Annotated in this window: 15 protein-coding genes; 10 read left to right on the top strand and 5 right to left on the bottom strand. The window is 70.9% G+C overall.

What is annotated here, in order from left to right; all coding sequences use genetic code 11:
- Positions 1-43 precede the first annotated feature (43 nt).
- Positions 44-475, top strand: coding sequence for a DoxX family protein (locus G401_RS0139960; protein WP_245602077.1), 432 nt, complete (start codon positions 44-46; stop codon positions 473-475).
- Positions 476-559: 84 nt separating this feature from the next.
- Here G401_RS0139960 and G401_RS51650 read toward each other — a convergent pair whose 3' ends face one another.
- Positions 560-1216, bottom strand: coding sequence for a TetR/AcrR family transcriptional regulator C-terminal domain-containing protein (locus G401_RS51650; RefSeq protein WP_034594541.1), 657 nt, complete (start codon positions 1214-1216; stop codon positions 560-562).
- A 92-nt stretch (positions 1217-1308) separates the two neighbouring features.
- Between G401_RS51650 and G401_RS0139950 the strand changes: the two genes are divergently transcribed.
- Positions 1309-1779: a hypothetical protein gene (locus G401_RS0139950; RefSeq protein WP_027346896.1), complete on the top strand. Its 471-nt coding sequence runs from the start codon at positions 1309-1311 to the stop codon at positions 1777-1779.
- Positions 1780-1790: 11 nt separating this feature from the next.
- Here the strand turns inward: G401_RS0139950 and G401_RS58470 are convergent, their stop codons facing one another.
- Positions 1791-4505, bottom strand: coding sequence for an AfsR/SARP family transcriptional regulator (locus tag G401_RS58470; protein ID WP_027346895.1), 2715 nt, complete (start codon positions 4503-4505; stop codon positions 1791-1793).
- Positions 4506-4588: 83 nt separating this feature from the next.
- Between G401_RS58470 and G401_RS51645 the strand changes: the two genes are divergently transcribed.
- Positions 4589-4993 (top strand): hypothetical protein, encoded by a 405-nt coding sequence (locus G401_RS51645; RefSeq protein WP_027346894.1) that lies wholly within the window; start codon positions 4589-4591, stop codon positions 4991-4993.
- Here G401_RS51645 and G401_RS0139935 read toward each other — a convergent pair.
- From G401_RS0139935 to G401_RS0139925, 3 genes are all read right to left on the bottom strand, one after another.
- Positions 4990-5580, bottom strand: a complete 591-nt coding sequence (locus tag G401_RS0139935) for a dihydrofolate reductase family protein (protein ID WP_051367939.1) — start codon at positions 5578-5580, stop codon at positions 4990-4992. The two genes, G401_RS51645 and G401_RS0139935, sit on opposite strands and share 4 nt — an antisense overlap.
- 217 nt (positions 5581-5797) lie before the next feature.
- Positions 5798-6331, bottom strand: a complete 534-nt coding sequence (locus G401_RS0139930; protein WP_157546803.1) for a hypothetical protein — start codon at positions 6329-6331, stop codon at positions 5798-5800.
- Positions 6332-6447: 116 nt separating this feature from the next.
- Positions 6448-7602 carry an MFS transporter gene (locus G401_RS0139925; protein WP_027346891.1) on the bottom strand — a complete coding sequence of 385 codons (1155 nt, stop codon included), beginning with the start codon at positions 7600-7602 and terminating at the stop codon, positions 6448-6450.
- Between the two features lie 137 nt (positions 7603-7739).
- Here G401_RS0139925 and G401_RS0139920 point away from each other — a divergent pair, with 137 nt between their 5' ends.
- The 7 genes from G401_RS0139920 (at position 7740) to G401_RS0139890 (ending at position 12478) form a co-directional block, all read left to right on the top strand.
- Complete coding sequence (locus G401_RS0139920; protein WP_027346890.1) at positions 7740-8237, top strand: GNAT family N-acetyltransferase; 498 nt, start codon at positions 7740-7742, stop codon at positions 8235-8237.
- Positions 8238-8281: 44 nt separating this feature from the next.
- A complete protein-coding gene (locus G401_RS53925) occupies positions 8282-9238 on the top strand; it encodes a pentapeptide repeat-containing protein (protein ID WP_051367938.1) in 957 nt (318 codons plus the stop codon).
- Positions 9195-9698: a hypothetical protein gene (locus G401_RS0139910; RefSeq protein WP_157546801.1), complete on the top strand. Its 504-nt coding sequence runs from the start codon at positions 9195-9197 to the stop codon at positions 9696-9698. Before G401_RS53925 ends, G401_RS0139910 begins: the two co-directional genes overlap by 44 nt.
- A gap of 54 nt (positions 9699-9752) precedes the next feature.
- Positions 9753-10394 carry an HAD family hydrolase gene (locus tag G401_RS0139905; RefSeq protein WP_027346888.1) on the top strand — a complete coding sequence of 214 codons (642 nt, stop codon included), beginning with the start codon at positions 9753-9755 and terminating at the stop codon, positions 10392-10394.
- Between the two features lie 16 nt (positions 10395-10410).
- On the top strand, positions 10411-11142 hold the full coding sequence (locus G401_RS53920) for a hypothetical protein (protein WP_051367937.1): 732 nt from the start codon (positions 10411-10413) through the stop codon (positions 11140-11142).
- Positions 11143-11202: 60 nt separating this feature from the next.
- Positions 11203-12003 carry a GNAT family N-acetyltransferase gene (locus G401_RS0139895; RefSeq protein ID WP_027346887.1) on the top strand — a complete coding sequence of 267 codons (801 nt, stop codon included), beginning with the start codon at positions 11203-11205 and terminating at the stop codon, positions 12001-12003.
- Positions 12004-12076: 73 nt separating this feature from the next.
- On the top strand, positions 12077-12478 hold the full coding sequence (locus G401_RS0139890) for a hypothetical protein (protein ID WP_157546800.1): 402 nt from the start codon (positions 12077-12079) through the stop codon (positions 12476-12478).
- The last annotated feature ends 91 nt before the right edge of the window (positions 12479-12569 follow it).

The following is a 12569-nucleotide window of genomic DNA, read 5'->3' as shown; positions in this document are numbered from 1 at the left end:
CCATCCGATGCCGGCCACGGCCGCGGTGTGACATCCGCGCCCGGTGTTCCACGTCACCGGGACGGGACGTCACGGCGTACGCGTGGGCGGCATCTCCATGGCCATGAACGTCACCTTGTGGATCATCACTGGAATCCTCGCCGCCGTCCTTCTGATCAGCACCTCGAAGATGATCTTTCCACGGGAGAAGATCGCCGCGTTGGGCGGGCACGCGGGGCAATGGGTCCTCGACTTCAGCCCCACCGCCCTGCGGATCATCGGCAGTCTTGAACTGCTGGCGGTGTTCGGGCTCATCCTGCCGGCCGTCCTGGACATCGCACCGGTCATGGTGCCGGTGACGGCGACGTGCGTGGCCGCGCTCTTCGTCGGAGCCGTCGTCATGCGCCTGCGCCGGGGCGAACGCGCCACGATCACTCCCGACGTCGTCTACCTCGCGATGGCGATCTTCGTAGCCTGGGGCCGCTTCGCCGGTTGACCCGCGCCGGGATTCTCGGCCGCGACGGATCGCGCCCCGGTCCCGAAAGGCTCAGGCAACGGACTCCGCGAGCCCCCGGATGGCTCAGACCCCGGCCTGGGCGGCGTACCCCGCCACGATGATGTCGATCGCCTGCGTGAAGCGGCTGTCGAAGTCGAGGCCGGCCCGGGTCGCGATCACCTCGGTCAGGTTCGGGAACTCCGCCGGGTCCAGTTCGCCGGCGCGCTGGTCGAGGTCGGGTTCGGTGCCCTCGTGCCCGGGCGTCTGGCCGACCTCCGCCAGGGTGTGCCCGATCGTGAACGTGGCGATGACGTTCACCAGGTCGAGCGCCGTCCCCAACGGCAGTCCCGCGGTACGCATCGCGGCCAGCCACCGCTCCGACATCCGCAGCGCCTCCGGCGAGTTCACCGGCCGGGTCGCCGCCAGCGGCAGCACTCCGGGATGGGCGAGCAGCGCCGACCGCAGCGCGTGCGCGAAGTCGCGTACCCAGGGCGCCCAGCCGCCGACCGGTTCGCCGAGGTCGCCGAAGGCGGTCTGCATGACCCGGTCGACGAGTCCGTCAAGGAGCGCGTCCTTGTTGGGCACGTGCCGGTAGAGCGACATCGCCTCGACCCCGAGCTGGGCGCCGAGCTTGCGCATGGACAGCGCCGGCAGGCCGTGGGCGTCGATGTAGTCCAGCGCGGCGTCGAGCACCTTCTCCCTGGTCAGTCCGGCCTTGGCGCCGCTGGGTCGGTCGCTCATCCCTGATCTCCCTTGACGATGCTTACAGCGTAAGCAATACTCGGTCCGACCGCATGCTTACACCGTAAACATCCGTCTTCCGGAGGCACGAAATGCTGGCAGCCGCACTGATCCTCATCCTCGCCGCGGTGGCGTACTTCGTGGTCACCACGCTGGTCGACCTCTACCCGCTCAACAACGTCCGCGACGCCCGGCGGGCCGAGCAGCGCACCGAGATCCTGGCCAACGCGCCCGTCATGACCCTGCCCGCCGTCCTGCTCGCCCTGGCCGCCGCGATCTCCTCCCCCGCGTTCGGGTACGCCGCCGGAGCCCTGGAGGCGCTCATCGTGGCGGGCGGGCTGATCCTCTGGTGGATGCCCTACCTGGCCGGCCGTACCGCGCCCTGGGCGACCGCCGGCACCGGTGTCACGTGGTCCGAACTGCACAGCCGCACGTACGCGCAGACGATCATCGTGCTGCCGCGCATCGGCGACCGGCCCCGGCCGAACCTGGAACACATGATCCTGCACAGCCTGATCCTCGCAGCGGCGATCACCACCTTCGCCGCCGCGGCCGCCCTCTGAGGTCCCGGGCGTCACTCGTCCGGGCGCAGCGCCGCCAGCCGCGCGCGTACGCCGGCCGCGTCGCGGTGGCCGAGCTCGGTCAGGATGTCGAGGGACTGCTGCCACGCCCGCCGGGCCGCCGCCGGTTCGCCGAGCGCCAGCCGGCTGTCGCCGACGTGGGTCAGGGTCTCCGCTTCCAGGAAATAGTCGCCCAGAGCCCGGCGGATGCCGCCCGACTCCTCGAAGTAGGCGATCGCCTCCCGGTACGCGCCCAGGTGGTGGTAGCCGAAGCCGATGCTGTCCAAGGTGGCCGCCTCGGCCCGCGGATCGCCGAAGGCCCGGGCCAGGTCCAGCGCCCGCCGGCAGTACCCGACCGCCGCCGCGTAATCGCCGTCCTGGGCCAGGTACCAGCCGATCTGGTTGAGCGCCCGGGCCTGGCCCATCGCGTCGTCGTGACCGGCGAACAGCTCCAGCGCCCGCCGCGACACCGCCACCGCGTCGGCGTACGCGTGCCGCTCGCCGTGGGTCATCGCGATGTCGGCCAGGGTCTCCCCCTGGAGCTTGTGGTCGCCGGTCCGCTCGAACAGCGCCAGCGCCTGCTCCAGCCGCAGGAGCGCGGCGTCCTGGTCGTCCTGGGAACGGCGTACCTCGCCGAGCCAGCGCAGCGCGTGCGCCTGGCCGGACAGGTCGCCCGTGCGCAGCGCCGCGGCCAGGGCGGCTTCGGAGACCGCCTCCCACTGCTCCCACCGCCCGGCCCGGTGCAGGTAGCCGACGAGCATCGCGGCCAGGCTCCAGGCCCGGTCCGGCGGCGCGAGCGCGATCGTCGCGATGGCGGCGACGTGCTCACGTGCGTACCACTCCATCGCCGACGGGCGGTCGTCGACGGGTTCGGCGCCGCCGGGCGGCGCCGGCAACGCGACGGGCCGGAAACTGTTGTCGCTGCCGTACGACAGCTTCGCCGCCCGCCCGGCATGGGCCAGGTAGTGGTCGACGAGACGCGAGATCGCCGCCGGGTCCGCCGCCATCAGCTCCGCCGCGTAGGCGCGCAGCAGGTCGTGCTGCGTATACCGGCCGGGCGCGTACTCGGTGACCAGGTGCGCGTCGGCCAGTTCCGCCAGCGCGCCCCGCGCGAGCACCACCGAGGTTCCGGTCAGCGCCGCCGCCGCGTACTCGCTGATGTCGTTGACAGGGTGCAGGGCCAGCAGGCGGAAGAGGTGCGCGGCGCGGTCGGGCAACGCGCGGTAGGACCACGACAGGACGGTGCGCACGTCGGCGAGCTGGTCCAGGCCGTGGGTGCGCAGCTCCTGGAGGATCGCCGCCAGCGTGCGGCCGGGCCGCAGCGCCGCGTGCGCGGCGACCACGCCGATCGCCAGCGGGAGGCCCGCGCACTGGCGGACCAGCGCGGCGGCCGCGGCGGGCTCGGCCGCGACCCGGTCGCCCAGGCGCTGCGCCAGCAACCGCAGGCCGTCGTGTTCGTCGAGGACGTCGAGCGGCAGCGGCGCCGCGCCCTCCCGCGCGATCAGGCCCGGCATCCGGGCCCGGCTGGTGACCACCACCAGGCACCCCGCGCCACCGGGCAGCAGCGGGCGCACCTGCTCCGCGTCGCGCGCGTTGTCCAGCACGACGAGGGTACGCGTGCCGGCCAGCCTGGTCCGGTACAGCGCCAGGCGCGCGTCGAGGTCGGCGGGGATCTGCTCGGCCGGTACGCCCATCGCCAGCAGGAACCCGGACGCGACGGTCGCCGCGTCGGCGGGTACGCCGGACGGGTCGAACCCGCGCAGGTCGGCGAACAGCTGCCCGTCCGGAAACCGGTCGGCGACCTGGTACGCGAAGTGGACGGCCAGCGTGGTCTTGCCGACGCCCGCGGTGCCGCCGATCGCGGAGATCGCGATGACCCCGGCGTCGTCGCCGGCCAGCTTCTCCAGTTCGGCCAGCTCCCGGGCGCGCCCGACGAAACCCCGCAGGCCGGCGGGCAGCTGCCGGGGCACGGCCGGTTCCCGGCGCGGCTCGGTATCGCCGGTCAGCATGCGCTGGTGCAGGTCCTGCAACGCCTTGCCGGGCTCGACGCCGAGCTCGTCGGCCAGCATCGCGCGGGTCTGGGCGAAGACGCGCAACGCCTCGGCGGTCCGGCCACCGCGATACAGCGCCAGCATCCAGTAGCCGCGCAGCTCCTCGTCGAACGGGTACGCGGCGGCCAGCGCGGCGATGTCGGGCAGCAGTTCGGCGGCCCGGCCGAGCTTCAGGCTCACCTCGAACAGGTCCCGGTACGCGGCGACCCGGCGGCCGGCGAGCTTCTCGACCTCGTTCGCCACGACCCTGCCGGCCGGCAGCGTGGCCAGCGGTTCGCCGCGCCACAGCCGCACCGCGGCCGAAAGACTCGTCCGCGCGCCGGCCAGGTCACCGCGCGCGGCCTGCGCCCGGCCCTCGTCCCAGTGCTTCTGGAACCGGTGCAGGTCCAGCTCGTCGGGGGCGACCGTGATCGCGTACCCGCCGGGTTGGGTGACGATGCGGGCGGCGACCTGTACGCCCACCGCCCGGCGCAGCCGCATGACATAGGTGGGCAGGGCGGCCAGCCGGGCCTGCGACGCGTCGTCCTCCCAGAGCGCCTGGACGAGGGTGTCCGCCGGAACCGTCAGACCGGCCTGGAGCAACAGCATCGCGAGCAGCAGCCGCAGCCGTGTCCCGGCCGGGGTGGCGTCCTGCCCGGCGACCCTGACCTGCACGGGACCGAGGATCCCGAACTCCACAAGGGACGACGTTACCACCGTGTGAGGTGAATGTGAGGACCGCCGACGCACACTGGGCTTTCCCACCACGAAGGACATTTCGCATGCCTCTTCCTGACAACCCCCGGCCGACGACACTGCGTACGGCGCGGACGCTGGTCGCCGCGTACATGGCGGTCAGCATCGCCACCGTCGCGGCGATCGTCTACCTGGCGAAGCAGCGCCCGGACCAGGTCACGCCGCAAGCCGAGGTCCGCGCCACCATCGTCGCCCTGACGTCGATCCTCACCTTCGTCTTCGCCCAGCGGGCGGTCCAGGGCCGGCCGCGGGCCCTGCTGCGGCTGCGCATCGTCGTCGCGGTGCTGCTCGTGGCGGTCGTCGGGGTGCTGTTCTTCCTCGCCCTGCCGAAGTGGATGGTCGTCGAGCAGGCGGTATGCGGGGCTCTCCTGCTGCTGACCGCGCTGCTGGTCTTCCGCCCGGCGGCTGACGCCACCTCGCCGTCCAGTTAGTTCTTGCGTACCGGATAGCGCAGGTGGGTGACGCCCTTTCCGGCGACGACGACCGGGTCGCCGAGAACCACCGGCGCGTTGCGGGCGGGCCCGAACAGCGGGATCCCCGATCCGAGCAGCAGCGGGACGAGGTCCACCTGGAGTTCGTCCAGCAGCCCCGCGTCGAGGCACTGCCGGATGGTGTCGCCGCCGTGCACGGCCACCGCGCGGTCCCCCGCGGCGGCCTTCGCCTGCGCCACCGCGTTCTCCACCCCGTCGCTGACGAAATGCACGGTGGAACCGGGCCGCGGCCACCCGTCGGGCACCTCGTGCGCGAGCACGAACGCCGGGCCCCACGGGTGCCGGCCGCCCCACCCGCCGGCCTTGTCGAACGTGCGGCGGCCGGCGACCAGCGCGCCGAGCCCGCCCATCAGGCTGCCCAGATGCTCCGCGCTCGGCGCGGAGACGCGGAACGTCATGTCCGGGTCGCCGGAGGGCACGACCAGGTCGCCGGCCGTGTACCAGTCGAAGACCTCGTCCACACCGTGGTTGCGATCGGCGACGTAGCCGTCGAGCGACACCGACATGATCGCGATGACCTTTGCCATTTCCGGATCCTCATCTCCCGCCGGCCGGCGGCCGCTTCCCGGGCCGCCGCTCACCCCTGCTACGAACGCCGCCCCCGCGATCCGACACACCACGCCAGGATTTCTTGTACGCCGTCCGGCCTGCCCAACGATCGGGGCAGGGCTCGCGTACCGGTGCCGGTCCGGGCGAGCAGTTCCTGTCCCCGCCGGGACGCGGGCCTCCCTGACCGCGATCTGGTCAGGCCGGGAAGATGTAGCCCTCCAGGCGGACGAGCACGTAACCCCTGGCCACGGCCTCGTTGATGGTGTCAGGGTTGGCCGCGCTCAGATTGTCGGCGTTGGCAGCGCTCCAGTACGTGTAGAGCGGCACCGTTCCGGCGACCTGCGTGGTGAACACGTATCCCTCGACGCGCACGTATTGGTAGAAGTAATTGATAGCGCTGCTGCTGCCCGCGGCCGTCGCCGTCGTGTAGTTGTCCGCGCGCGACCCGTTCCAGAAGAGATAGAGCGGGACGGTCCCCGCGATCTGAGTGGTGACCACATTGCCTTCGGTCCGCAGGTTCTGATATCCGTTCGTGCCTGCGCTGACGTCGCCGTCGTAGGTACCCGAGGCGTAATAGTCGCCGCGAGCGGCATTCCACCACTGCAGCAGGTGTCTCGCCGACACGGGCGGCGGCGGTGGCGCCGCCTGCGCTTCGGCCGCGGGCACGACCGCACAGGTCATCCCCATCACCAGCGACGCCATCGCCGACGTCCAGCACCGTGCTCGCATGATCCCTCCAGGCCGCCGCCGTTCATCGATCTCGTGGCCCAGGTTCGCATGAAGTCCGGCAATCCGGATGCTGCCCGATCGGGCCGTCCTTCTCGATACCCCCGTCGGTGAACCGCTCAGACGCTGACGCGCGCCTTGTCCTCCTGCGGGCCGGCCACCGTATGGCGGCGGGAACCGACGGTGAAGGCGACCCCGCCCACCGCGGCCGTCACCCCACAGAGCAGGAGCGTCGTCAGGTAGCCGAAGCGTTCGACCGCCAGCCCCGCCAGGATGCCGGAGACCAGCAGGCCCGCCGTGGTCGCATTGGTGAACAGCGTGGTGGCGCGGCCGGTCGCCGGGGCGAGCAGATCCTGGAAGTAGCGGATCCCGGCCGCCCCGACGATCGCGATCCCCACACCGCGCAACGCCTGCGCGATCACCAGCACCGCCAGGCCGGAGGACACGACCGTCAGCCCGAAGTAACAGGCGAAAGTGGCGAAGCCGCCGAGGATGAGGGCCCGCTGGCTGATCCACGCGGGCAGCACGGTCAGCCCCAGCGTGGCCACCACCTCGACCGCGGCGCACACGCTGAACAGCACGCCGATCACCGCGGGCGGCAGATGCAGGGAGCGCGTGACGAACAGCGGCAGCGCCAGCCCGCCGGCGAACATCGCGGCGAAGAACAGCATCACGCTTGTCGTGAGCAGGACCGGCGTGTCACCCCGCGTCGGGCTCGACGCCGTCACCGGCCCCGGCCGCGGCACCAGGAAGACGGCGAGCGCCGCGGCGAAGAACACCGCGGCGCCTGTCCAGAACAGCCAGGAATAGCCGCCGTGGGACAGCACCAGCGCGCCCAGCAGCGGCCCGACGGACCACGCCAGCGACCAGCCCGCGCGCAGCAGCGGCGCCGAACGCTGCCCGGCCGCCCCGTCGCCGAGCACGGCGCGGGCCAGGGAGAACAACTGCGGAAAGGCCGCACCCAGGCAACCCAGCACCGTCGCGGCCATCAGCAGCAGCACCGGAAAACTCGACACCCGCGCCAGGATCGCGTAACCCGCCGAGCCCAGCATGATGACGACGATCGCGTACGCCCGCGCGGGCCGACGGTCGAACAACCGGCCCAGCCACCAGCTGACGCTGATGCCGGCGAGGGCGAAGACCGAGGACCAGACGCCGATCTGCAGCGGCGTCAGCCCGGCCGCGTCGGCTCCGAACAGGACGATGTAGGAGTTGACCATCGAGTCCGCGATGCCGAGCAGGAGGACGGCGGCGAAGAGCGCGAGAAAGGGCACGCGATCTTCGTACCGGCCGGATCTCCCCCACGACATCGAATTCTCACGCACTCGACGGCGTCACGGAGAGCCGTACCTGCCACCGGGAGCGCGGTAATCGGCTTGTGCGGACTCCCGAAGGCTGCTTCGCTGTTGCCGTGACTGATCTTCAGACGCCGCGACTGCGCCTGCACGCCATCGACGCTGCCGAAGGCGAACGCATCGTCGGGCGGCGCGCCGAAGCCGGGGACGCCTGGGCCGACGACTACCCCTTCGACGGCGACGTCATCGGCGTCTCGGCATTCCTGCGGGCAACGGCCGCCCACGGGGACCAGCGCCCCTTCGGGCACTACCGCATCAGCCGGGCCGCCGACGGGCTGGCCATCGGCGGCATCGGCTTCAAGGGCCAGCCGGACGAGGGCTGCGTCGAGGTCGGCTACGGACTGTCCCCGTCGGCGCGTGGCCACGGCTACGCGGCGGAGGCGCTCACCGCGCTGCTGAACGTCGCGACCGGTCATGGGCTGTCCCGCGTCATCGCCGATACCACCCACGACAACGTCGCCTCGCAACGCACGCTCGAACGCGCCGGATTCCGGCACATCGGCACCGACGGCGACCTCCGCCTCTACGAGGTACGCCTCGACGCCGCGCCGTAGCAGGTCTTCGCCTTCGCCTTGACCGCGGCCGCCATGATGGCCGCATGGCCCGCCTGGCACCACGATGGACGGTCTGCGTCCTCCTGACCACAGCCGCCCTCGGCGTCCTCACGATCTGGCTCGTCACCTCCTACGCCGCCCCGCCGCACACCCCGGCCGCCGCCCCGTCGGACTGCCCCGAAGACCCGGCGCGTGTGGCCGGACGCCACTTCCAGCCGGGTGATCGCGTACCGGACCTGCGCTGCGGAGACCTGACCGGGACGGTGTTCGACGGCGTCGAGCTCATCCAGGCCGACCTGACGGGCGCGCACGCCGAAGGCGCCTCCTTCCGCCGGTCCGACCTCACGCAGGCCGACCTGACCGGCGCGGACCTCCGCGGCGCGCACTTGCACGACGCCGACCTCACCCAGGCCGACCTCACCGGCGCCGACCTGCGCGACGCCGACCTCACGTCGGCCGGGCTCAGCCAGGCCACCCTCGTCGACGCCGACCTGCGCGGCGCGAACCTCTTCAACGCCTCCCTCATCCAGGCCGAACTCGGCGGCACCGACCTGCGCGGCGCCGCCGTCTGGTGGACCTACAACATTCAAGCCATCACCTGGAGTACGCGCATCGGCGTCGTCGAGCGCGGCGTCGTCCAACTGACGTTCCTCGCCGCGCTCGTCCTGGCGTACCGGATGGTCCGGCGTACCTGGACCCTCGCGCGTACGCCGGCCGGCAAGGTTCCGGCCGTGCCGTCCGCCAGGGCGATGCTGAGGAAGGTGGGAACGGCACTCCTCGCCGGTGCGGGTGCCCTGGCGATCGTCGGACCGCTCGTCTTCAACGTGCTCGGACTGTGGATCGCCCGGCCACTCGCCCAGCTGCCCGGCTACGGAGCCGTGCTGCTCCTCGCCGCGGTGGTCGAACAGCTCACCCCGTCAGCGCAGCGCGGCGGTTCACGGATGCCACACTGGGGTCGTGAGCTGGTCGCTTTTCGTGGTGCCGTTGGACACCCTCGCTGAGACCGGCATGGCCGAGTGGATCGCGTCGGCCGGGTTCACGCGAGGCGTACCCGAGAAGGCACCGCAAGCTCTGCCGCGGCCCTCGGCGGCCGCGGCGCTGGCGGCGTTCCAAGCGGCGGGCTGTCATGGAACGAACTGGTTCGAGATCGTCGGTGAGCCGGTCGGCTCGCGGTTACCGGAGTGCCGGAACCCGGCCACCTGCGCGAGTACGGGAGGGTTGGACCTCGGTGAGGTCAGCCTGTACACCGCCGGCGCGACGACCAGCCGACTACCCGTCGCGGCGGATGCGACGGTCCAGACGGTCACGTTCCGGAAGCCGAACACCGCGGCAGTGCTGAGAGCGGTCTGTGCCCTGGCAGCGCAGTCCGGCCCCCAGTTGGTGTTCGACGATTCGGCCGACGCGTTCGCGGTGTGGCCGGGTGAGCCAGCCGAGGAGTTGGGCAGCGAATGGCCCTGGTGACAGGTCCGACATCACGGGTCGCATGTGGACCATCATTTCTCCTGGGAAGGCTGCATGAAAAGGTACGTACTCTTCGATCACGACGGCGTTCTGGTGGACACCGAACACTGGTATTACAAGGCCGGAGAACGCGCCCTGGCGGACATCGGCCTGCCCCTGGACAAGGATCGGTACCTCCGGGACATGAGCCAGGGTCTGGGCACGTGGGCACAGGTCAGGGCAGCAGGTGTCGACGAGCGGACGATCAGCGGGCGGCGCAAGGTCCGCGATGACTACTACCAGGAATACCTGCGGACGGAAGCCATCGAGATCGAAGGCGTCGTCGAGACGCTCGCCGAGCTGTCGAAGAACGTCCGCATGGCCATCGTGACGACCGCGAAGCGTACGGACTTCGACATCATCCACGAGAAGCGCCAGATCCGGCAGTTCATGGACTTCGTCCTCGTCCGGGAAGACTACGAACTCGCCAAGCCGCACCCGGAGCCGTACCTGACCGGTTTGAAGCGCTTCGGGGCAGCCAAGGAGGAGACGCTGGTCGTCGAGGATTCGTCCCGGGGACTGAACTCGGCGGTGGCCGCCGGTATCGAGTGCGTCGTCGTCCACAACGAGTTCACGAAGACACAAGACTTTTCGCAGGCCAGCCACAGGATCGACACCTTGATCGAACTGAAGGACATCATCCTTGGCGCAGCCTGAAAGACCCGTACCCGAGGTGACCGATGCTCTCCGGCTGATCGGGTACTGGGACGGGCCGGTCGCAACCGACGGCCTGCCCGATGTCTGCGCTTTTGTCGACGCCGATGCCTACCGCCCGATGCGTCAACGCGTTGCCGCGTATCTGCGGTCCGGCACCGTCTTCATCGCCGCGGCGGGCGTTTCGATCTGCCGGCTCTGCGGTGCCGCCAACGGCAGCGCTGAGCTGACTGATGGAGAGCATTTCGCCTGGCCAGAGGGACTGGCGCACTACGTCGAGGAGCACGGCGTCCGACTGCCGGACGAGTTCACCGACCTCGCTGTACGCGGCGCGGCACCGTTCGTCGATCCTGAGCGGCTCGGGCACCTGCTGCGGACGGGGGCGCTGCGCATCGATCTGGGCTGGTGGCGCAGCCTGCCCGGGACGGACGCCGCGGACCCCGCAATCGACCACCTGCGCGGCTGCCGGCACAGCGGGACGCCAGCCGGCTGGGAACTGCCCACCAGCGCGGACATCTTCGTCGACCGAGTGCCGCCGGACGCGGTGGCGATCATCGTTCAGATCCGGCGGCTGCTCGGCGCCTCGTGGCCGTTCGCCAGCCTCCGCGGCCTGCTCGACCAGCAGCCGTTCCTGGCCGCCACAGGCAATCCGCTCAGGCTCCATCGCATCCTGGCTTCGTCTCCCGAACTGCGGCCGTACCTGTTCTACGGCGCCGCAGACGGACCAGCGCCGGTGTGGTCCGACACCTAACTGTACACAAATGTGTGAAAACCGCTTGCCCTGCCGGCGTCGATGCTGCACCGTGAGGGCATGATCAACTCTGCCCGCCTCCTCGCGGCCTATGACGAGCAGCTCCGCACGGATGCCGAAACGCCGAGCGCCGTCTCGGTGACCCGGCTCGGCCCCCTCCGGCTGGTGACCTTCGCCGGTGGCCGGGGCTTCGTCACCTATCGCGATCTCGGCGGTGCCGACGCCGAGGCGATCCGCCGACTCGTACCCGAAGCGCTCGCGCACTATCGGGCGGATCCCGAGATCAGCCGGGTCGAATGGAAGACCCGCGGGCACGACCACGCCCCCGGACTGCCCGAGGCGTTGCTGGATAACGGTTTCATCCCGGAGGAACCAGAGTCGATCATGCTTGGCGAAGCGCGCCTCCTCGCTGTCGACGTACCGCTTCCCGAGGGCGTGACGCTGCGCCGGGTCACCGAGGAGGCGGATGTCCGCGCGATGGCCGCGATGCAGGACGAGGTCTTCGGCGACCCGGTCAGCGATGACACGGCGAACGCCCTGCTACGGCGCCTCGCCCGCAAGGACGGCATGGAACTGTGGGTCGCCGAGGCCGCCGGACGGATCGTCAGTGCCGGCCGGCTGGAGCCGGTGGAAGGAACCGACTTCGCGGGCATCTGGGGCGGTGCGACCCGCGACGAGTGGCGCGGACGGGGAATCTACCGCGCGCTGACCGCGGCGCGGGCACAGTCGGCGCTCGGCATGGGTAAGACGCTCATCAACAGCGACTCGACGGAGTACTCGCGTCCGATCCTCGAACGCTCCGGCCTGGTCAAGGTCTCCACGACCACGCCCTACACGATCTCGCTCCGCTCGCGGGCATGACGCGGTCCTTGCTCCCGTCTGGTCGCAGAATCGCGCGGGACCGACCCTCCAGTCGCCGCGAGAAGGTCGCCTGATGGTCATGGAGCCCGTTCCCAGCCGGGAAGACCTGATCTGGCTGTTCGAGGCCGAACCCACCTACCGGTACGCCGAAGACGAGCGCGCCGCCGGCTACGAGTTCGACTGGCGTGAGCTGTGGCCGTACACGGCGGTGACGTTCCGGACGGCGCGGTCGGGCTACGACATCGAGATGTACATCGAGCCGGGTTATGAGGTCGTCCGGCTCCGCCTGCGGACCGGCCCGGATACGGCGGAGCTGCTCGACCTCGAATTGCGCGGGGTACGGACCGTCGGCATCGACCGCGTCCACGGACGGGAACTGCTGCGGATCGAGTTCCCCGAGGGTTCACCGGCGGACACCCTGTGGGTACGTATGAAGCCCGACGTCGCGGTGCACTGGTCGTACGGCGACCTCTGAGAGGTGTCTCTCAGCCTGACGACGGTAACCGTACAACGTTGTCCAGCGTTGTCCCGGCCGGCCGGAAAACGGCACCTCGGCAGATCTCATA

The sequence above is a fragment of the Hamadaea tsunoensis DSM 44101 genome (assembly GCF_000428945.1).
Taxonomy (GTDB): domain Bacteria; phylum Actinomycetota; class Actinomycetes; order Mycobacteriales; family Micromonosporaceae; genus Hamadaea; species Hamadaea tsunoensis.
The sequence above is the reverse complement of the archived record's forward strand: the minus strand, read 5'-3'. Positions and strand labels throughout refer to the sequence as shown.